The sequence below is a fragment of the Sphingomonas sp. NBWT7 genome (assembly GCF_014217605.1).
GTDB lineage: Bacteria > Pseudomonadota > Alphaproteobacteria > Sphingomonadales > Sphingomonadaceae > Sphingomonas.
Genome location: NZ_CP043639.1, coordinates 2180194 through 2199344, shown reverse-complemented (window position 1 = coordinate 2199344; position 19151 = coordinate 2180194). Strand labels below are relative to the sequence as shown.

General features: G+C 69.0%; 21 protein-coding genes. 13 read left to right on the top strand and 8 right to left on the bottom strand.

Going from position 1 to position 19151, the window contains the following annotated elements:
- Positions 1-31 precede the first annotated feature (31 nt).
- From F1C10_RS10795 to F1C10_RS10785, 3 genes are all read right to left on the bottom strand, one after another.
- Entirely contained in the window at positions 32-928 is an 897-nt protein-coding gene (locus F1C10_RS10795) for a MipA/OmpV family protein (protein WP_258042862.1), read from the bottom strand.
- Positions 929-996: 68 nt separating this feature from the next.
- Positions 997-1383 (bottom strand): DUF2141 domain-containing protein, encoded by a 387-nt coding sequence (locus tag F1C10_RS10790; RefSeq protein ID WP_185210194.1) that lies wholly within the window; start codon positions 1381-1383, stop codon positions 997-999.
- Positions 1352-2125: a sterol desaturase family protein gene (locus F1C10_RS10785; protein ID WP_185210193.1), complete on the bottom strand. Its 774-nt coding sequence runs from the start codon at positions 2123-2125 to the stop codon at positions 1352-1354. The genes F1C10_RS10790 and F1C10_RS10785 overlap by 32 nt, the downstream gene beginning before the upstream one ends.
- Before the next feature lie 200 nt (positions 2126-2325).
- Between F1C10_RS10785 and crtY the strand changes: the two genes are divergently transcribed.
- The 5 genes from crtY (at position 2326) to F1C10_RS10760 (ending at position 8371) form a co-directional block, all read left to right on the top strand.
- Positions 2326-3495 (top strand): lycopene beta-cyclase CrtY, encoded by a 1170-nt coding sequence (crtY, locus tag F1C10_RS10780; protein ID WP_185206106.1) that lies wholly within the window; start codon positions 2326-2328, stop codon positions 3493-3495.
- Positions 3492-4973, top strand: coding sequence for a phytoene desaturase (locus F1C10_RS10775; RefSeq protein WP_185206105.1), 1482 nt, complete (start codon positions 3492-3494; stop codon positions 4971-4973). The genes crtY and F1C10_RS10775 overlap by 4 nt, the downstream gene beginning before the upstream one ends.
- Positions 4970-5551 (top strand): TIGR00730 family Rossman fold protein, encoded by a 582-nt coding sequence (locus F1C10_RS10770; RefSeq protein ID WP_185206103.1) that lies wholly within the window; start codon positions 4970-4972, stop codon positions 5549-5551. Before F1C10_RS10775 ends, F1C10_RS10770 begins: the two co-directional genes overlap by 4 nt.
- A 165-nt stretch (positions 5552-5716) precedes the next feature.
- On the top strand, positions 5717-6661 hold the full coding sequence (locus F1C10_RS10765) for a phytoene/squalene synthase family protein (RefSeq protein ID WP_258042859.1): 945 nt from the start codon (positions 5717-5719) through the stop codon (positions 6659-6661).
- 78 nt (positions 6662-6739) lie between these two features.
- Positions 6740-8371: an FAD-binding oxidoreductase gene (locus F1C10_RS10760; protein WP_185206099.1), complete on the top strand. Its 1632-nt coding sequence runs from the start codon at positions 6740-6742 to the stop codon at positions 8369-8371.
- Here F1C10_RS10760 and F1C10_RS10755 read toward each other — a convergent pair.
- From F1C10_RS10755 to F1C10_RS10745, 3 genes are read right to left on the bottom strand one after another with little or no spacing between them, the layout of a single operon-like run.
- Entirely contained in the window at positions 8299-8604 is a 306-nt protein-coding gene (locus F1C10_RS10755) for a hypothetical protein (RefSeq protein ID WP_185206097.1), read from the bottom strand. The two genes, F1C10_RS10760 and F1C10_RS10755, sit on opposite strands and share 73 nt — an antisense overlap.
- On the bottom strand, positions 8594-9658 hold the full coding sequence (locus F1C10_RS10750; RefSeq protein ID WP_185206095.1) for a hypothetical protein: 1065 nt from the start codon (positions 9656-9658) through the stop codon (positions 8594-8596). The genes F1C10_RS10755 and F1C10_RS10750 overlap by 11 nt, the downstream gene beginning before the upstream one ends.
- Positions 9655-10068 carry a DUF4383 domain-containing protein gene (locus F1C10_RS10745; protein ID WP_185206094.1) on the bottom strand — a complete coding sequence of 138 codons (414 nt, stop codon included), beginning with the start codon at positions 10066-10068 and terminating at the stop codon, positions 9655-9657. The genes F1C10_RS10750 and F1C10_RS10745 overlap by 4 nt, the downstream gene beginning before the upstream one ends.
- Positions 10069-10140: 72 nt before the next feature.
- Here F1C10_RS10745 and F1C10_RS10740 point away from each other — a divergent pair, with 72 nt between their 5' ends.
- Entirely contained in the window at positions 10141-10422 is a 282-nt protein-coding gene (locus F1C10_RS10740) for a hypothetical protein (protein ID WP_185206092.1), read from the top strand.
- Positions 10423-10425: 3 nt separating this feature from the next.
- Here F1C10_RS10740 and F1C10_RS10735 read toward each other — a convergent pair whose 3' ends face one another.
- Positions 10426-11202, bottom strand: coding sequence for a zinc-ribbon domain-containing protein (locus tag F1C10_RS10735; protein ID WP_185206090.1), 777 nt, complete (start codon positions 11200-11202; stop codon positions 10426-10428).
- A gap of 204 nt (positions 11203-11406) precedes the next feature.
- On the opposite strand from F1C10_RS10735, the gene F1C10_RS10730 reads away from it, so the two are divergent.
- From F1C10_RS10730 to F1C10_RS10700, 7 genes are all read left to right on the top strand, one after another.
- A complete protein-coding gene (locus tag F1C10_RS10730) occupies positions 11407-11772 on the top strand; it encodes a hypothetical protein (RefSeq protein ID WP_185206088.1) in 366 nt (121 codons plus the stop codon).
- Positions 11773-11824: 52 nt separating this feature from the next.
- The gene (locus F1C10_RS10725; protein ID WP_185206087.1) at positions 11825-12274 is read left to right on the top strand and encodes a DUF5991 domain-containing protein; all 450 of its coding nucleotides are present in this window, start codon (positions 11825-11827) and stop codon (positions 12272-12274) included.
- Positions 12275-12353: 79 nt separating this feature from the next.
- A complete protein-coding gene (locus F1C10_RS10720) occupies positions 12354-12941 on the top strand; it encodes a TetR/AcrR family transcriptional regulator (RefSeq protein WP_185206085.1) in 588 nt (195 codons plus the stop codon).
- 25 nt (positions 12942-12966) lie between these two features.
- Positions 12967-13896 (top strand): hypothetical protein, encoded by a 930-nt coding sequence (locus tag F1C10_RS10715; protein WP_185206083.1) that lies wholly within the window; start codon positions 12967-12969, stop codon positions 13894-13896.
- A gap of 112 nt (positions 13897-14008) precedes the next feature.
- Positions 14009-16051, top strand: a complete 2043-nt coding sequence (locus F1C10_RS10710) for an HAD-IIB family hydrolase (RefSeq protein WP_185206082.1) — start codon at positions 14009-14011, stop codon at positions 16049-16051.
- Positions 16048-17196, top strand: a complete 1149-nt coding sequence (locus F1C10_RS10705; RefSeq protein ID WP_185206080.1) for a glycosyltransferase — start codon at positions 16048-16050, stop codon at positions 17194-17196. Before F1C10_RS10710 ends, F1C10_RS10705 begins: the two co-directional genes overlap by 4 nt.
- Positions 17193-18092: a galactosyltransferase-related protein gene (locus tag F1C10_RS10700; RefSeq protein ID WP_185206078.1), complete on the top strand. Its 900-nt coding sequence runs from the start codon at positions 17193-17195 to the stop codon at positions 18090-18092. The genes F1C10_RS10705 and F1C10_RS10700 overlap by 4 nt, the downstream gene beginning before the upstream one ends.
- Here the strand turns inward: F1C10_RS10700 and F1C10_RS10695 are convergent.
- Positions 18035-19147, bottom strand: a complete 1113-nt coding sequence (locus F1C10_RS10695) for a glycosyltransferase (protein ID WP_258042855.1) — start codon at positions 19145-19147, stop codon at positions 18035-18037. The genes F1C10_RS10700 and F1C10_RS10695 overlap by 58 nt on opposite strands.
- Between the last annotated feature and the right edge of the window lie 4 nt (positions 19148-19151).

Genomic DNA, 19151 nt, shown 5'->3' with positions numbered 1-19151 from the left:
GCGCCGGGCCCCGCCCGACGCGCGCACCCAATCAGAAGGTATAGGCGACGCCGACCGCGCCGAGCCACTGCGTGCGCGATCCGGCGATGCGGACGAGCGGACTGTCGGCGACGTCGTTGATCATGCGGCGATAGGTTCCGCCGGCCACCAGCTTGAAGCCGCGCAGCAGGTTGCCGGTCAGCGAGTAGGTGCCGAGCGCGCCGACCGTCCAGTTCTTCCACCCGCCGCGGCCGGTCGTGTAGGTCGGCAGCCCGCTGATCGCCGACTGGCCGGCGGGGACGTAGAAATAGGTCTGGACGTACTTGGTCTCCACCCGCTCAGCCGAGGCGAACAGCGCGAGTGCCGACTTCTCGCTCAATGGCGTGAAGTAATTGATTGTCGGCTGCCAGATGCCGCTGCGATGCACGCCGCTGACGTCGTGGCGATAGCTGACCGAGACCGACAATTTGTCATACTGGCTGGTGATGACGCCGGTCTTGCCGATGCCGGCATAGCCGCCGAGCTCGATCGAGGTATCGCGCTCGCCCAGCCGGCGGACACGCGCGTCCTCGATGCTCTGGCGGTTGCTGCGCATGAAATTGATCGCGGCAACGGGGCCGAGCTGGATATCCCACGACGGGCCGCCGGGGCTAGGAATGAGATCGGCACTGGCGCGGCTGCCGAGCACCGAGAAGCTGATCCCGCCGATCGTGCCGATCGCCGCCGGCCCGGGCGCGAAGCGATAGTCGTTCGAGCCTTCGTAATCGGGCAGATAGGCAAGGCCGAGCCCGAGCGTGATCGTATCACGGCCGAAATCTGCCATCGCGTTGGGCGCATCACTGGGTGCGGGCGCCGATACGGCCTCGGCGGGTGGCGCGTCCTGAGCGACGGCGGCGGTCGGCAGCGCGGCGGCGACGGCCGCGCCGATGAGCAGGTTCCTGGCGATCACGAGAAATTGTCCCCTTCTTACAAGGGACGCAAACCCGCCTGATCTGCTTTAGCTCCGACCAGTGCCGCTCACAGCATGTAGCGCATTTTGATCTGTTGCCTTTCGGCATCACCTTCGACCGCGAAGCGCGCGGCGGCGAATCGCGGCGGGCCGAAGCGGATCGGCGGATTGCGCGAGAAGCCGAAGCCTTCGCGCGGGATACCGGCAAAGGTATCGAGCTTCTTGTTGCCGTTCTCATCGTGGATCACCGCGATCGCGTAGGTACCGCGCGGCAGCCCGTCGAAGCGCAGCGCGTCGCTGCCCGCCGGAACGGAGCGGCGCGTGGCATTGTGATCGTCGACGCAGGTCGGGAAGTTTTCGGGATCGGCGGTCAGGCAGACGCGCAGCACACCCTTGGCTGAGCGCACCGCATCGAACGCGACGTCAAGCCGGGCGACCGGCGCCGCGCCGATCAGCGTGCTCGCCGCGAGCGCCAGCAGCAGTGCCTGCGCGGGCCTGCGCGCGGGCGCGATCACGCGTGAAATCGCCGAGCCCGTCGTCGGTGCCGCACAGGCGATCCCAGAACCGGAAATATAGCCCATAATTGCACCCGTACCGCTCGTGATGACGCTGATGATGGCTCGCCGTTATGAGCCATGCCCCCAATGGCCCGCGCCACATGAACCGGGGGAAAACCTCCCAACCCATGTGATTGGTGACGCCCATAACCGTCATGATCGTCAGCACCAATCCGAGCGCAGCGACGTGGATGGGAATGATGAACACCAGTAGCGGAATTACCACAGCACCGGTCAGCGCCTCGATCGGGTGGAACGCCATCGCCGCCCAGGCGGTGGGCGGGCGGCTGGCGTGGTGGACGGCATGCGCGAGGCGGAAGGGCCGCGGCCGGTGCATCCAGCGATGCGTCCAATAGAACCACGTATCGTGCGCCGTGAGGTACAGCAGCACCGACAGCGGCAAATACCACAGCGGAAAGGCATCCACGTCGCGATAGACCCGCGTCCAGCCGCGGTTCTCCCATCCCCAGGCGATGACGCCGGCGGGGATGCCGTAGATCGCGGCGGAAACGAGGCTCCAGCCGATCTCGCGCCGGATCTGCGGATCGAGCCCGGTGTAGAGGCCGGGATGCCGGAGCCGCGTAGCGAGCGCGAACCCGCCGCTCGCGGCGAGATAGCGCACGCCGACGATCGCGGTCATCGCGGCGGCGGACAGGATGATGGCCAGGACGACGGTCACGCCCCTGCCTTACGCGCTGTAACGCCGGCAGAAAAGGCGCGGGAGCGAAACGGCCCGGCTCGGCGCCCGTGAATGGCGGACGGCGGACATGCCCGGGGGTGGGACAATATGTCCGCCAATCGCCGCTTTCGCCGTCTCGACCGATCCGCTAGGCGTGACGGATGCCGGAAACCCACCATTGCGACCTGGCGATCGTCGGCGGCGGGCTGGCGGGCGGGCTGATCGCGCTGGCGGTGGCGCAGCGCCGCCCCGAGCTGATCGTGCGCATCGTCGATGCGGGGGAGAGCCTGGGCGGCAACCACGTCTGGTCGTTCTTCGATGCCGATGTGGCGAAGGAGGATCGCTGGCTGCTGACGCCGCTCGTCTGCCACGCATGGCCGGCGTATGACGTGCGCTTTCCGGCGCACGCGCGAACGATCAACCAGCCCTATTATTCGATCGAATCGGAGCGGTTCGACGCAGTGGTGCGCAAGGCGCTGCCGGCCGAGGCGATCATGCCGGGGCGCAAGGTGCTGGCGTGCAGTCCGACCGCGGTGGTGCTGGCGGACGGCGACCGGATCGAGGCGAAGGGCGTGATCGACGCGCGCGGCGCGGGCGACTTGTCGACGCTGGAGGTGGGCTGGCAGAAGTTCGTCGGTCGCACGCTCGACATTCCTGCCGGCCACGGCATTACGCGCCCGACGGTGATGGACGCGACGGTGACGCAGCACGACGGCTATCGCTTCGTCTACCTTCTCCCCTTCTCGCCGACGCGGTTGTTCGTCGAGGACACCTATTACAGCGACACGCCCTCGCTCAACGTCGGCGCGCTCAACCGGCGGATCGACGTCTATGCCGCCGCGCGCGGCTGGGAAGTCGCCGCCGGCGCGAACGACGCGCGCGAGGAGAAGGGCGCGCTGCCGGTGGTGATCAACGGCGATTTCGAGGGCTATTGGCGGTGGGGCGGGGCGAAGGTCGCGAAGGCGGGCGCGCGTGCCGGGCTGTTCCACCCGACGACGGGCTATTCACTGCCCGATGCGGTGCGGCTTGCGGTACTGATTGCCGACGCCAAGGATTTGAGCGGCGACGCATTGCTTACATTGACCCACGATTATGCCCGCGCGCGCTGGGACGAGCGCCGCTTCTACCGGATGCTTGACGCCATGTTGTTCCGTGCTGCCGACCCCGATGCGCGCTATCGCGTATTGGAACGCTTCTATCGCCTGCGCTCCGGGCTGATCGGGCGCTTCTATGCCGCGCGGTCGACGCGGGCGGACAAGCTGCGCGTGCTGGCGGGGCGCCCGCCGGTGCCGGTGACGCGCGCGGTGCGCGCGCTGCGGGGCATCAAGTGAGCCGCGCGATCGTCATCGGATCGGGGTTCGGCGGGCTGGCGCTCGCGATCCGGCTGCAATCCGCCGGGATCGACACGACGATTCTCGAGGCGCGCGACAAGCCGGGCGGGCGCGCTTATTATTGGGAGCGCGACGGTTTCACCTTCGATGCCGGTCCGACCGTCATCACCGATCCCGCCTGCCTGCAGGAATTGTGGGCCTTGTCGGGCAGCGACATGGCGGCCGACGTCCTGCTCGAACCGGTGCAGCCTTTCTACCGGCTCAACTGGCCCGACGGCACCAATTTCGACTATACCAACGACGACAGCGTGCTGATGGCGGAAATCGCCAAGCTCGATCCCGCCGACGTCGCGGGGTACAAGCGCTTCCTCGACTATTCGGCCGGCGTCTATCACGAGGGCTATGAGAAGCTCGGCCATGTCGCGTTCCTCGACTTCGCGTCGATGATCAAGGCCGCGCCCGCGCTGGCCAAATATCAGGCGTGGCGATCGGTCTATTCGATGGTGTCCTCGTTCGTGAAGAGCGAGAAGCTGCGCGAGGCGCTGTCGTTCCACACGCTGCTGGTGGGCGGCAACCCGATGACGACGAGCGCGATCTACGCGCTGATCCACAAGCTGGAACGCGACGGCGGCGTGTGGTTCGCGCGCGGCGGTACCAACCGGCTGGTGGCGGGGATGGTGAAGCTGTTCGAGCGGCTCGGCGGCACGATCCGGCTGGGCGACGCGGTGACGCAGATCGAGACGCTGGGCGACCGCGTGACGGCGGTGCGCACCGCCAGCGGCTGGCGGCAGGAGTGCGACACCGTCGCGGCGAACGGCGACATCGTCCACACCTATCGCGACCTTCTGTCGGGATCGAACAGCGCGCGGCGCAGCGCGGCAAAGCTCGAGCGCAAGAAATTCTCGCCGTCGCTGTTCGTCGTCCATTTCGGCATCAAGGGTACCTGGCCGGGCATCCCGCACCACATGATCCTGTTCGGGCCGCGCTATAAGGGGCTGCTCGCCGACATTTACGACAATGGCGTGGTGAGCGAGGACTTCTCGCTCTATCTCCATCACCCGACCGTCACCGATCCGAGCCTCGCGCCTGAGGGGTGCTCGACCTTCTACGCGCTGGCGCCGGTGCCGCACCAGGGCAAGTTCCCCGAGGATTGGGAGCGGGTGAAGCCGATCCTGGAGAAGCGCATCCTCGACGAGGTAGGACGGCGGCTGATCCCCGACATCCACGACCGCATCGTCACCAAGTTCAGCTACTCGCCGGCCGATTTCTCGCGTGATCTCAACGCGCATCTCGGCAGCGCGTTCAGCCTCGAGCCGGTGTTGACGCAGAGCGCGTGGTTCCGCGTGCACAATCGCGACGACGCGATCCCCAACCTCTATTTCGTCGGCGCGGGCACGCATCCGGGCGCGGGCATCCCCGGCGTCGTCGGCAGCGCGAAGGCGACCGCGGCGCTGATGCTGGAGGATGCGCGGCGGTGAAGCGACTGGCGGTCTATTGTGGGTCGGCGACGCCGCGCGATCCGGTGTATATGGAATTGGCGCATACCGTCGGCCGGACGCTGGCCGAACGCGGCATCGGGCTCGTCTACGGCGGCGGGCGGCTGGGGCTGATGGGCGCGATCGCCGACAGCGCGCTGGCGGCGGGCGGCGAAGTGATCGGCGTCATCCCGCAGGCGCTGGTCGACGCAGAGGTGGCGCATCGTGGCCTCACCGAGCTTCACGTCGTCGAGGGCATGCACGATCGCAAACGGCGCTTCACCGATCTTGCCGACGGCTTCGTCACCATCCCCGGCGGGACGGGCACGATGGACGAATTGTGGGAGGCGTTGAGCTGGGCGCAGCTCGGCTATCACGCCGATCCCGTCGGGCTTCTCAACACCGCAGGTTATTACGATCACCTCGTCGCCTTCTGGGAGAAGATGGGTGAGGTCGGCTTCCTGCGCCCGCAGCACCGCGATCTGCTGATCGTCGCCGACACGCTCGATACGCTGCTCGACCGGATGGCCGCGCATGTGCCGACGCAGCCGATCGTGCGGATGAGCGCGGCCGATCTTTGATCGAGCAAAGGCTCACCTCCCGTTTGTCCTGAGGAGGTGCCGAGCGTAAGCGAGGGGCCGTCTCGAAGGGCATGGGCCGCAACGTTGCTTCGAGACGGCGCTTCGCCAACGGCTCAGTACCTCCTCAGCACGAACGGAGGCTTTGGAGAACGTGACGCAGTGATGGTGCAACACCAGTCTGACCCAAGCGAACGCGCCGCGCTGGTCATCGCCGCGCGCGACTCAATCGTTCGCGGATCGCGTAGTTTCGCCACGGCGAGCAAGCTGTTCGACGCGGCGACGCGCGAGCGCGCCTGGCTGCTCTACGCCTGGTGCCGGGCGTGCGACGACATCGTCGATGGGCAGGACCACGGCCACGGCGCGAGCCACGTCGCCGACGCCGAGACGCGCGTCGCGATCATCCGCGAGAGAACCGCGGCGGCGCTGGCGGGGCGCGTCGTCGGCGACATGCCGTTCGACGCCCTGCGCGTCGTCGCGGCGGAGACGCGCCTGCCGCCGCGTTTCGCGCACGATCTGATCGACGGGTTTGAGCTCGATGCGGCCGAGTGGCGGCCGCGGAGCGCGAACGACCTCTACCGCTATTGCTACCATGTCGCCGGCGCGGTGGGATGCATGATGGCGGTGATCATGGGCGTCGATCCTGCCGACGACGACACGCTCGACCGTGCGTGCGATCTCGGCATCGCGTTCCAGCTCGCCAATATCGCGCGCGACATCGAGGAGGATGACCGCGTCGGGCGCTGCTACGTCCCCGAGGAATGGCTGGTCGAGATGGACATCCCGCCGGGCCAGCACATGAAGCCGCCGTTCCGCGACCGGCTGGTGGTGCTCGCGCGGCGGATGGCGGCGAGCGCGGCGCGGCACGAGGCGAGCGCGCGCGTCGGCGCGGCGCGGCTGCCCGGCCGGGCGCGCTGGGCGGTGCTGGCGGCGGCGGGTATCTATGGCGACATCGCGCGCGAGGTGGCGGCGCGCGGCGCGCATGCGTGGGACCATCGTGTGACGACATCCAAGTCGGCGAAGCTGGGCTGGGTGGCGAAGGCGGGGGTGGCGGCGCTTCGACCGGTGTCGGCGACGCCGCGCGACTCAAGGCTGTGGACACGCCCGCGCTGACGGCAGGCCGCGGACCGGTCGAGCGCGGCGCGCCGATCTGCTAGAGGCAGGTCATCGATGGTTGCGAAGGCGATGCGGATGACGGGATCACGAAGCCGGAACCTGCTGATCGGTGCATCGACGATCGCGCTCGTCGCGGCGGGGGCGGGGCTGTACGTCGCGCCGCTGATGGCCGATCCGATCGGCCCAAAGGATTGCGCCACCGTCCTCCCGCCGCTGCCGCCGGTGCGCGACCGCGCCGCGCCGGTCGCCGAGCCGCGCTGGGCGCAGCGCGGCGGGACGGTGAACGACGCGAGCTGCCTCAGCCGCACGGCGGTGGCGGGCGTTGTGCGGCCGCGCGATGAGCGCGAGGTCGCCGCCGCGCTCGGCTATGCGCGCGCGCACGGCCTGCCGGTATCGGCGGCGGGCGTGAAGCATTCGATGGGCGGGCATGCGTTCCGCGCCGGCGGCGTCGTCCTCGACATGCGCGGAATGAACGCGATCCGGCTCGACCGCGCGACGCGGACGGTGACGGTCGGCGCGGGGGCGACGTGGCACGCGATCCAGCAGGCGATCCACCCCGATTTCGCGGTAAAGGCGATGCAGTCGACCGACATTTTCTCGGTCGGCGGATCGATCTCGGTCAACGCGCACGGCATGGATCATCAGGCGGGCGCGGTGATGGGGTCGCTGCGCAGCGTGCGGTTGATGCTCGCCGACGGGCGGATCGTCACTGCCTCGCGCACCGAGAATGCCGATCTGTTCCGCCACGTCGTCGGCGGATACGGTTTGTTCGGCGTGATCCTGTCGGCGACGCTCGACGTGGTACCCAACGCGATCTACCGCTCCGAACGCGCGATGATCGACTATCGCCAATTCCCGGCCACCTTCGCGCGTATCGCTGCCGATCCGAGCGTCGGGCTCGCCTACGTCCACCTGTCAACCGCGCCGGGCACGCTGCTGCGCGAGGCGCTGGTCTATCAATATCGCCAGTTCCCCGAGGATCAGGCGCTGACGCGCGCGCCTTTGGGCGAGGTGCCGTCGACCAAGCTGCGTCGCCTCACCGTCAACCTTGCGAAGAAGAACGACGCATTCAAATCACTGAAATGGTGGAGCGAGAAGAACCTCGAGCATCGGCTGGAGGCGTGCACGATCACGCGTGCGCAGGCGCAGGGATCGGGTGAGGCGTGCCTCGTCGCGCGCAACGATCCGATGCACGATTCGGTCGCCTATCTGTTCAACGATCTGCCCGCCGAGACCGACATCCTGCATGAGTATTTCGTGCCGCGTGATCGCATCGTGCCGTTCATCGACGGGATGCGCGCGATCTTCGAGGATCAGCACGCGAACCTCGTCAACGCGTCGATCCGCGCGGTGGGGCAGGAGGACAATGCGCTGAGCTACGCGCCCGCGCCGGCCTTCTCGGTGGTGCTGTACCTCAACCAGCCGACCGACGCGGCGGGCACGGCGGCGATGCGTCGACTGACTCAGGACCTCATCGACCTGACGCTGGCGCACCGCGGGCGCTTCTTCCTGCCGTATCAGCTGCATTATTCTTCCGAGCAGCTCGCGCGGTCCTATCCAGAGATCGGCGCGTTCTTCGCCGCCAAGCGGCAGTGGGATCCGGACGGGGTGTTCAGCAACACCTGGTATGCGCGCTATGCACCCGCCTTCGCGAAGCAACCCGCGGCGATGCGGCCCTCGATCACCAGCGGCGCGCCCGCGGCGTAGAGCGCACGGACGAAGCCGAGGGAGGCGGATCGCGCGATCGTCGCGCCGCGTCGCACCTCGACGACGCGCCCGCCCGCCGCCGTGATCGCGCGGATTGCTCGCGGCGCCGCGCCGACGACCGCGACCTGCCGCCCGGCAGGGCCGACGAACGGCAGCGCGGCCATCGCCAGCGCCCACAGCCCGAGCGCGAGCGCCGCTTGTGCGATCAGCTTGGTCGCCCCCCTAATAGTCATAGACGTGCTCGATCGCGCCGCCGCCCGCGCGCACCGCCGCGGCGAGCGCGCCCAGTGCCGGGACCTTCACCGACGTGCCGACGCGGCGCCACCCGTCGCGCTCGATCGGCTGGCCGAGCAGGATCGTGCCGGGGACGCGCGCGCCGTTGCGCGCGAGGACGGTGACGAAGATGTCGTCGTTGCCGGCGATCTCGACCAGCCCGATCCCGGCGGTGGCGAGCTTGCCGACGAGATCGGTGAACTGCGCGTAGCGCGGCGCTTCGACCACTGTCAGCGCGCCGACCTGGCGGACCGGGCGAAGCCGCGGGTCGACCGCGGCGATTACCTTCGGCTGAGCCGCGGCGACGAAGCGCAGCGTCAGCGCGTCGGGCGTGTTGACCGATGCATTGGCGCCGCCGATCGCGCGAGCATAGCCGGCCTTGACGCCATATTCCGCGGTGAGCGCGGCGCGCCGCTCGACGTGGCGGACGATCGATCCGTCGTCACGGCGCGTCTGCCACGCGCCGCGCAGTGCCGCGCCGAACGGAAAGCGATACCACGGCACCTCGTGCATGAAGGCGCCGTAGCGCGTCTGCACCGCGGCGGCGTAACGATCGTCGCTGCTGCGCCAGCCGCCGACCCATTCGGTGAAGCGGCCGATCGTGCGCTCGTACGCGGCCTTGATTGCCATCTCGAGCGTGAAGCTGATGCCGATCGTGTAGATCATCACCTTCGCTTCGCCCGCGCCGGGCTGGCCGCGCGCGACGCTGTTGATCCGGCACAGGCCGTGCCAGAAACCGGCGATGTCGCTGCCATAGGGATAGCCGCTGGGCGGGCGGCCGGCGGTGAGCCAGCGGCCAAGGCTCTCCGCCGAATAAACGATGTGCCATTCGGGATAGGTGAGCCACGTGCGCGCTTCCGGCCGGCGCTCGGCGAGGATCGCGCGGTACGGTGCGTGCGGCGCGAAGCCGGCGATCGGCGCGCGGCAGCCGAGCTCGACCCCGGCGATCGGCACGGCGATCAGCGCCGTTACCGCACCCGCCGCCGCGAGCGCGACCCGCCAGCGTCGCCTCACGTCGCGGGCGCGCGGCGGGCGAGGCGATATCCCACCCAGATCGCGATGCCGCCGATCAGGAGGTGCGGCAGATTGGCGAAGACGTGCGCGTAGACCGACAGCCGGACCGGACCATAGAGGAAGATCCCGCCGTCGAGATAGCCGCTGCCGAGGAACAGCCCCATCACGCCATCGGCGAAGTAGAGCGGTCCGAACAGGCGGAAATAGGTACGTGCCGCGCCGTACGACCACCAGGCGGCAACGCCTGCCCAGACGCCGGACAGGAAGTGCAGGCTGTCATCGTACAGGTCGAGCTTGAACAGCCCGAACAGATTGCCGTCGGCATCGTGGAACGCTGGAACATAGCCGATCGCGACGACGGCCATGAAGCCGAGGAAATAGATCCAGCCGAACCTGCGCACGCGATCCATCGTCTTCTCCCTGGCCGGGGAACGTGCCACCGCAGGCCGGACGTGACAACGGGCGCGCGGAAGGAGAGCGGCATGGGGAACGGCGAAGGCAGTGGCGGATCGCCGGATCGGCCGGCGGGGGCGACGGCGATCGGCTGCATCTGGCAGTTCGTGTTCCTGCAGATCGAGCTGATCGTCTTCATCGTGATTGCTGCGTTGGTGGCGGAGCAAGTCGCGCCGGGGCTGCGCGCACGCGGCTACAACACCGATATCGGCGCTGGCTTCCTGATCGCCGCTGGGCTTGGTTGCGTAATGGCGATCTACCCGACGCTTTGGCTGCATCGCTGGGCGCGACGGCTGTGGCGCCGTCGCTAGCCCTTAGTCGAGCAGGCAGCCCGACAGGATCGTCGTGCCGCCGAGCGAGCGCGTCGTATCACAATTGACCGTGATGAACTGGCCTTTGGACAAGGGCGCCAGACGCTCACGATAGCCGGCGGGGAAATTGACGACCATGAAGTTGAAGCGGGTGCGGCCTTCCATCGACAGCGACGGCGTCGCGCCCGGCTGCACCATCGAGGCGATCGTGCCCGACACGCGAATCGGCCCAGCGTAGCGGGCCGCGGCGCCGGCAGGATTGCTGTTGAAGGCCGAATCGAGCACGGCCGCCGATACCGTTTCGCCGCCGCGCGCCGCACTGCCGGCAGCGACGCCTTCGCTCGTGCCGGTCTCGACCGGTTCCGCATCGTTGGTGGCCGATCCGCCCGTACGCCCATCCTGCGCCCCGGCGACGGTTGCCGCACCGCGATCATCCGCTGCCCTGGGGTTGGCGGGCGCCCAGATCAGATAGGCGATGACGATCGCGGCGAGTGCGGCCAGCGCGGGCAGGATCCAGCCGATGCCGCCGCTGGCCGGCGCGACGACGGCGCGGTGGTGCGTCGCCGCGTGTCCGATCGGTGGCGTACTAGACGACGGAGCATAGGGCGGCGGAGCGTAGGACGCGGGCTCTGCCGCAACGGTCGGCGCGGGACGATCGTGGCTTGCGATCGGCGCTGCACCGTCGGGGGCGGTTGCAGTGCCGGCCACTGGCGCGCCGCAGTTGGTGCAGAATTTCGCCCCGTCCGAAAGCTTCGTGCCGCACTGGTGGCAGAATGACATGCCGGCTCTCCCAATAGCTTGCCGTGACGACGTCCGACCGGCGGCATCGTTCCCGCTGCGTATCGAACTACCACGGCAAACCGAAGCACAGATAAAATGAACAGCGTTCATTTACCATTAATTGAGCGGTGATTAATTACTGAGTTGCGGCCGGGGATGGCTGCGAGACGATCCTTTCCGGGATCGCTACGAAGGAGAACGACCATGAAGCGCATGACCCTGATCGCCGCCGCGATCGTCGCAGCGGCCGGTGTCGCCAGCCAGCCCGCCGCCGCCTATCAGATCGCCACCACCGGCCGAACGCTCGCCAGCCCGCGCCTCGCCGCGGACGTGCTGACCACGATCGGAAACTATTCGAAGGCAACGGGCGGCTGCCGCTTCATCTACTCGGCCGACATGCGCGTCGTTCCTGGCAGCGCCACTGCGCGGGGCGGGCATGCCGAGATCTGGACGCTCAACGCGTGCGCCGCGAAGCAGCGTTTCCGGGTGACGATGTGGCCGTCGCCGCGCGGCGGCAGCGACTTCGCCGTCCAGCCGCTCACCGGTCGCCTGCCGCTGCACGCGATGTGAGGCCGATTTCCACCAACCACGTTTCAGACACACACGCGAGAGGAGATTCCCCATGGCAAACTGGTTCACCACCGCGATGCTCGGCATCACCGGCGCGCTGGCCGCGCTTCCCGCCTCAGCCGCGCCGCTGCCCACCTGGTACGGCACCTATGTGTGGGAGGAATCGCTCGGCCGCGTCGGCGGGGAGGGGCGAGACGGCGTCGCGATCTTCGTCACCCGCACGCTGACGCTGGGGCCGAGCGCGGGCTCGACCGGATGCCGGCTGAGCGCCGAGGGCTATCAGACGTTCGAGGAGCTGAAGTGCACCGCGACGCCCGAGATGGAATCGGTCATCATCAAACTGTACAAGTTCCGCCCGACCGATGCCGGCCGCGGCCCATCGGGCACGCGCCTGTTCCGGATCGTGCGGACCGAGAACGGGCTGATGACGCGGCTCGAATCGTATGATGCGACGAGCGATGCGACACCGCGCAGCGGGCGGCTGTTCCGCCGCGTCGGCTGACCTGCCATCGTGCCGAAGCGGCCGCCGCCCCCCGCGGCGGCCGACCGGCTGATTCCTTCAACGAAAGCCACGCCGCCAGATGGGCCGACGATCCGACCACAGCCGTGACGAACTGACCAAGTTGTTGGTCGATGCGGGCACCGCCGTGATGGCGGAGAAGGGCTTCGCGGCCTTTTCCGCGCGCGAGGTCACCAAGCGTGTCGGCTATACGATCGGCACGATCCACAACGTCTTTGGCAACGTCGACGGGTTGGTGACGGCGGTGAACACCGCCAGCTTCGTCGAATGGTCGCGGACGCTGGTGGACTACCTCGACGCCGCGGGCGAGGATCGGATCGCGGCGCTGGTGGCGGGTTATTTCGCCTTTGCGCGCGACAATCCGCATCGCTGGGCCGCGATCTACGATCACCGCCCGGCGCGCGAGACGCTGTCGCCCGAGCAGCAGGAGATGCGCGGGCGGCTGATGCGCATCGTCGCCGCCGAGGTCGCCACCGCGCTCGACCGTCCCGTCGACGAGGCACTCGGCACCTTTGCGCGCTCACTCGTCGCGACGGTGCACGGTCATTGCAGCTTCGCGATCACCGGATCGTGGGCGGCGATGGGGCAGCACGATCCCGAAGCGGTCGCGCTCGCCCGCGTGCGCGAGAGCCTCGCCGCCGCGCGCTAGAGCCGTTCCGACAGGGGAGAGCATCATGACGACCGCATCCCGATCCCATCGCCTCCACCGCCGTGCCGGTATCGACCGCGTCGCGGCGCTGCCGCCGCAGTTCGAACGCGTCGGCGACACCTGGTTCTTCCGGCGCCGCGGCCATGGCCCCGCGATCCGCGTGTCCGACGACGAGTACGCGGGCTTCATGCGTACCGGGCTGCGCGCGGTAATGCTGCACGTCGTCGCGCTGCCGATCTTCGCCACGCTCGGCTGGCTGCTGTTGGCGCGGGTGCTGCCCGACATCGGCGGCACGGGGCGGGCGGCGCTCTTCGGTGTCGTGCTGTCGCTGATCGCACTCGCGCTGTTCGGATCGCTTCGCCACTATGCCGATGCGCCGGCGCGGTTGCTGGCGCATCGCCCGCCGGAACGGCCGGCGCGCGATCCTGACGCGTCGATGCAGCCGAGCTACGGCACGATCGTCGGCGTGACGCTGGTGCTGCTGTTCCTCGCCGCGGTCGGCACGCGCCAGCCGCCCGGCTTCTACGTCACCTTCGCCAGCGTGTCGGTGATGTTCGGGCTCATCCTCTTCGTCCGCCGGCTGCGCTTCGACGGGTCGCTGACGGCGCCGCAGCGCGAACGGCTGCAGCAGCAGGCGCGCGCCGCGCGCGCCGCGCGCGCCGCGGAGCGCGCCAGAGCGACGAAGGGCGCGTCGCTGTGGCAAGGGCTGCTGCTTCTCGTGTTCGTCGGGCTCGAGCTCGCGTTCCTGGCGCTCGGTGTCGTGATCGGCGTCGGCGTTGCCCAGGCAATCTTCGGCCAATCGGGTGAGGGACTGAGCTTCGGCATCTTCATGTTCGGCTTCTTTCCCGGCCTCGCGCTCGGCCTGCTGCTGTTCTGGCCGCTGGAAAAGCTGTGCAAGCGCTGGACAGGGTCGTCGGCGATCCACGCGTTCGACTGGATACCGCCGGGCTGGTGAAGCCGGCACAATAACTGATTCAGATCAGCATCATATTTTACCGGCGCGGAGAAACCACGCGCAAGGGATCTTCGTTGAGGAAGCGAATCGAAGTGGCTGGCATTTCGACGTCTTGGGGGCCGCGCCGCTGCTTATCCTCTCCATCGCGCTCGGTGGCTGCCTGAAGGGGCCGCCGGTCGAGTTCGGACTGACGGCCGATACCGGCGGCCACATCACCTACGCGCTCGGCGCGGCGCAGGCGCTCGCCTTGCGTGACGACGTCACCGGGGTCGAGATCATCACGCGGCTGATCGACGATCCGGCCCTGGGGGCGGCCTATGCGGTGCCGTACGAACCGATCGACGCCAAGCTGGCGGTGCGGCGCATCGCGACCGCCAATCGCGCCTACCTGTCGAAGGAAGCCAATGCCGCCGACCGCGGCGCATTCGCCGAGGCGCTGATCGCGCATCTTGCGAGCGTGCCGCGTCTGCCCGACGTGATCCACGCGCATTTCGCCGACGCGGCGGAGGTCGCGCGCAAGGTGCGTGACCGCTTCGGCATCCCCTTCGTCTACACCGCGCACTCGCTCGGTATCGACAAGCTGCACAGCGGGATCGACGATCCGGGTATGACGTGCCGCCTGGCTGAGGAAGCCGACGCAATCGGCGCGGCGGACCTGATCGTCGCATCATCGCGCGACGAGGCGGAGCGGCAGCTGATGCTCTATCCGACGGCGTGTCCGACGCGGATCCACTGCCTGCCGCCGGGGGCCGGGATCGCGGAGACCTCGCCAACCGATCTCGACGGGACGCGTCGCCTCATCGCGCCGTTCCTGCGCGATCCGGAAAAGCCGATGATCCTCGCGATCGCGCGCGCGGTGGCGAAGAAGAACCTCGCCGGGCTGGTCGACCTGTACGGCGCCGACACCGATCTGCGCGCACGTGCGAACCTGGTGATCGTTGCGGGCTTGCGCGACGGGCCCGACAGCGGCGAGCCCGAACAGCGCGCGGTGATCTCCTCGCTGCTCGCGCGGATGGACACGCACGACCTCTACGGCAGCATGGCACTGCCCAAGCGGCACAGCCGCGCGGATATCGCCGCGCTCTACGCACTGGCGCGCGCTTCAGGCGGGGTGTTCGTCAATCCCGCGCTGGTCGAGCCCTATGGGCTGACGCTGACCGAGGCGGCGTTGCACGGCGTGCCGGTGGTCGCAACCTGCCACGGCGGGCCGGCCGATATCGTCGCGACGCTGCATCACGGCCGGATCGCCGACCCGCGCGACCCGCAGGCCTTTGCCAATGCGATCCGCGCGCTGCTCGACGACGAGATCGAATGGGCACGCTGCTCGGCGGAAGGGGCGATCCGCAGCAAGACGCTCGATTGGCACGGCTATGCCGCGCGCTTCGTCGAGGTCGTACGGTCGCTTCGCTCGGTGCCGGCGGCAGTGACCGCGCCGACAAGGCTGCTGTTGTGCGATATCGACAACACGCTGACGGGGTGCACCGCCGGGGCGGCGGACGTCGCGCCGTTCCTCGCTTCGCAGCCGACGCTCGCGTTCGGGGTCGCGACGGGGCGCTCGCTGCAGGAGGCGGAGCGGCTGCTGCGCGAATGGCGCCAGCCGACGCCGCGCGTGCTGATCACCTCGGTCGGCAGCGAGATCTACTGGCGCGACGGCGCGCGGCTGCGGCCCGACACGGCCTATGCCGAGTGGATCGACGAGGGCTGGAACCCGGACGCATTCGACGCGGCGGTCGGCGCGCTTGCCGGGGTCGAGCGCCAGCCGGCGGTAGAGCAGCGCCGCTACAAGCGCAGCTATTTCGTCGAGGCGCGCGGCGCGATCGCGGCGGTGCGCGATGCCGTTGCCCACCTGCCGGTGCGCGTGATCCACAGCCACGGGCGTCTGCTCGATATCCTGCCGGCGCGGGCGGGCAAGGGCGCGGCGATGAAATGGGTGGCCAAGGCGCTCGGCATCGCGGCGGAGCACGTCTATGCCGCCGGTGACAGCGGCAACGATCTCGACATGCTGAGCCAGGTGCGTAACGGTATCCTCGTCGCCAATCACAGCGCCGAGCTGAAGCCGCTGATCGGCCGTCCGACGATCTACGTCTCGCGCCGGCCGCATGCCGGCGGCGTCGTCGAGGGAATGCGTGCGTTCGCCGGTCAGGCTGCGGCATGACGCGCCCGATCGGCTATTTCGTCCACCATCAGGGGCGCGGCCACGCCGAGCGCGCGGCGGCGATCGTCAATGCGATGCCGCAGCGGCCGGTGACGCTGTTCTGTGCGCGCGACGACATCTTTCCGCCGCTCGGCACGCATGTCCGCGTTCAAACGATTCCATCGCTGTTCGAGGCGCCCGCCGATGCCGCGCCCGCGCTCGCCAACGTACGCACGCCGACAACGCTGCACTGCGCGCCGCTTGGCTGGGGCAGCATCACGCGCGCGATTGCGACGATCACGCAGTGGTTCGACACCGCACGCCCGGCGCTGTTCGTCACCGACGTGTCCGCCGAACTCGCGCAGCTCGCACGGATCGCGTCAATCCCATGCGTTAGTGTGCTGCAGCACGGCGACCGCGACGACGCGGGGCATATGGCGGCATATGAGGCGGCGCTCGGCATCCTTGCGCCCTATGCACCCACGCTGGAGCAGCCCGGCAGGCCCGCCTGGATGCTGGCGAAGACGCATTATGCGGCGGGCGTTGGCATCGATGCCGCCACGATCGGCGCGCCGATCGAGAAGGCGGCGGCGCGCGCGGCGCTCGGCCTGCCGGCTTCGGGCGAAATCGTCCTGGTGATCGCGGGCGGCGGCGGCAGCGGCACCCCCGCGACGCCGCTGACGCTTGGCGCGCGCGCGATGCCCGACGCGATGTGGCTGACGATCGGCGCGGTCGAGCGCGAATGGCACGAGACGATGCCGGGAAACCTCCATCATCTCGGCTGGGTCGATTGCCCGGCGACCTATATCGCGGCGGCGGACCGGATCGTCTCGTCCGCCGGCAACACGACGGTGCACATGATCGCGGCCGCCGGGCGGCCGTGGATCGTAGTGCCGGAATGGCGCTATTTCGACGAACAATTGTGGAAGGCGCGGATGCTCGACGCCGCGGGCGCGGCGGTGATGCTCGATCACTGGCCGGCGCATGGCGGTGCGTGGGCCGCGGCGTGGGCACGCGCCGACGCGCTCGATCTGACGCGCCAGCGCGCGCTGGTGAACCGCGATGCCGCGACCGACGCTGCTTCCTGGCTGTGCACGCTGGCCGATGCCGCCTGGGCCGCGCCCGACGTCGAAATCCTCTCCCTCCTGCCGGAACAACACGCATGATTTCCGTTTGCACGCTTGCCGGTGGCCGCGCCGGGCACCTGCACAACATCGTCTTGGGGCTCGATGCGCAGCTGGTGCCGCCCGACGAACTCGTCATCGCGGTGATGCAGGACGAACCTTATGTGCTGCCCGAAACGCGCTTTCCGGTACGCCAGCTGATGATCGGCGGCGGCGGCATCCCGCTCGCCGCAGCGCGCAACGCCGCCGCGCGCGCGGCCGAGGGCGAGACGCTGATCTTCCTCGACGTCGATTGCATTCCCGATCCGGCGTTCGTCGGCGACTATGCCCGGCTGCTTGGCGAGATGGACGCGGTGCTGATGGGCGAGGTGCTGTACTTGCCCGCCGGCGCGACCGACACCGGGATCGACATCGATCGGTTCGCGCGGATCGGCGTCAAGCATTCGGAACGCGCGGGGCCGCCGGTCGAGGCGACCGGCGCGTGCAGCGACTATCGCTGCTTCTGGTCGCTCAACTTCGCGATGCGCCGCGCGACGTTCCTCGCACTCGGCGGGTTCGACGAGCGCTACGTCGGCTACGGCGGCGAGGATACCGACTTCGGGCGGATGGTGGTGGAGGCAGGCATTCCGATCCACTGGTGCCGCGGCGCGCGCGTCTATCACCAGCACCATACACACCACATGCCGCCGGTCCACCATGTCGACAGCGTGATCGCCAATGCCGCGCGCTTCCGCGACAAATGGGGGCATTTCACGATGGAGCACTGGCTGCGCGCGTTCACGCTGATGGGCCTGGTGCGCCTGGAGAAGGGTGAGCACGTCCGGCTACGCGACGTCAACGAGGCGGATCTGGCGTTGACGCGGCAGCAGGCGGACCAGCCCTATGCCAGCACGGCGACCGTCCTCGCGCTGCTCGAGGCGCGGATGGCAGCGGCATAAGCCGCCTCGTAGCCGTCGATCATCGCGGCGACCGAGAAAGCGCGCTCGATCCAGGCGCGGCAATCGGGCCGCGGCACCGCCATCGCGGCGCGGATCGCGCGGGCGAGATCGGCCGGATCGTCCGAGGCGAAGGCACCCGCTGCGCCCACCACTTCGCGCATCGCGCCGCGATCGATCGCCGCGACGGGCACGCCGCACGCCAGCGCCTCGGCGGCGACCAGCCCGAACGGCTCGTCCCACATCGGCGTCGAGACGAGCACCGAGGCGGCGCCGATCGCGTCGACCAGCGCGTTGCCGCCGAGATGGCCGTGGTAGACGCAGGTCTCGCCAAGTAGCGGCGCGACGTGATCACCGAAGTAATCCATGCAGTCGATCGGGCCGTAGAGGTCGATCGGTATCTGCGCGATCGCCGCCGCCGCCGCCGCCACCGCGGTTCCCTTGTTCGGCGTGATCCGTCCGCACCAGATCGCGCGGCCGTTGCCGTGCGCCGAGAAGCGCCAGCGCGCGGTGTCGATCCCGTTGTGGACAACAGAGGCGGTGGCAGGCACCTCCGCCCACCAGCTGCGCGCGTGACTCCGTGACGTCACCGTCTGTCGCAGCCACGGTGCGGCGCACTCCGCGATCGTCTTTGCCAGCCCTGCAAACGGCGGGACGTGGAGCGACGTGACCATCGGCTGGTGATCGCGCAGCGCCCAGCGGTGCAGCGCGGGGTGCATCGCATTGTTATGCACCACGTCGAAGCCGCCGTGCGCGATCGCCGCCCAGGCGCGCCCGAACGCCGCGTCTTGGAACGCGGTGAGCTCGTCGGTGCCGTGCCACAACGCCCACGGCAGCACCGCCTCGTAATGCTGCGGGGTGACGCCGTGCAGCGGCAGCGCAGCGTCGCTGTCCGCGCTGGCGAACAGCGTCACGTCGTGCCCGCGCGCGACGAGCGCATCGGCGAGCTGGTGGCAATGCGCCTCCATCCCGCCCATGAAGGGCGGCGCGATGGGATGGCGCAAATGCGCCACCACCGCGATGCGCAGCGGCCGGTCATCTTCGGGCAGATCGATCATCGTG

Excerpts from the sequence above, each read along its gene's own strand:
- F1C10_RS10785 (WP_185210193.1), bottom strand. The coding sequence starts at position 2,125 with ATGACCGCGATCGTCGGCGTGCGCTATCTCGCCGCGAGCGGCGGGTTC.
- crtY (WP_185206106.1), top strand. The coding sequence starts at position 2,326 with ATGCCGGAAACCCACCATTGCGACCTGGCGATCGTCGGCGGCGGGCTG.
- F1C10_RS10760 (WP_185206099.1), top strand. The coding sequence starts at position 6,740 with ATGACGGGATCACGAAGCCGGAACCTGCTGATCGGTGCATCGACGATC.
- F1C10_RS10755 (WP_185206097.1), bottom strand. The coding sequence starts at position 8,604 with ATGACTATTAGGGGGGCGACCAAGCTGATCGCACAAGCGGCGCTCGCG.
- F1C10_RS10745 (WP_185206094.1), bottom strand. The coding sequence starts at position 10,068 with ATGGATCGCGTGCGCAGGTTCGGCTGGATCTATTTCCTCGGCTTCATG.
- F1C10_RS10740 (WP_185206092.1), top strand. The coding sequence starts at position 10,141 with ATGGGGAACGGCGAAGGCAGTGGCGGATCGCCGGATCGGCCGGCGGGG.
- F1C10_RS10735 (WP_185206090.1), bottom strand. The coding sequence starts at position 11,202 with ATGTCATTCTGCCACCAGTGCGGCACGAAGCTTTCGGACGGGGCGAAA.
- F1C10_RS10730 (WP_185206088.1), top strand. The coding sequence starts at position 11,407 with ATGAAGCGCATGACCCTGATCGCCGCCGCGATCGTCGCAGCGGCCGGT.
- F1C10_RS10725 (WP_185206087.1), top strand. The coding sequence starts at position 11,825 with ATGGCAAACTGGTTCACCACCGCGATGCTCGGCATCACCGGCGCGCTG.
- F1C10_RS10720 (WP_185206085.1), top strand. The coding sequence starts at position 12,354 with ATGGGCCGACGATCCGACCACAGCCGTGACGAACTGACCAAGTTGTTG.
- F1C10_RS10715 (WP_185206083.1), top strand. The coding sequence starts at position 12,967 with ATGACGACCGCATCCCGATCCCATCGCCTCCACCGCCGTGCCGGTATC.
- F1C10_RS10705 (WP_185206080.1), top strand. The coding sequence starts at position 16,048 with ATGACGCGCCCGATCGGCTATTTCGTCCACCATCAGGGGCGCGGCCAC.
- F1C10_RS10700 (WP_185206078.1), top strand. The coding sequence starts at position 17,193 with ATGATTTCCGTTTGCACGCTTGCCGGTGGCCGCGCCGGGCACCTGCAC.
- F1C10_RS10695 (WP_258042855.1), bottom strand. The coding sequence starts at position 19,147 with ATGATCGATCTGCCCGAAGATGACCGGCCGCTGCGCATCGCGGTGGTG.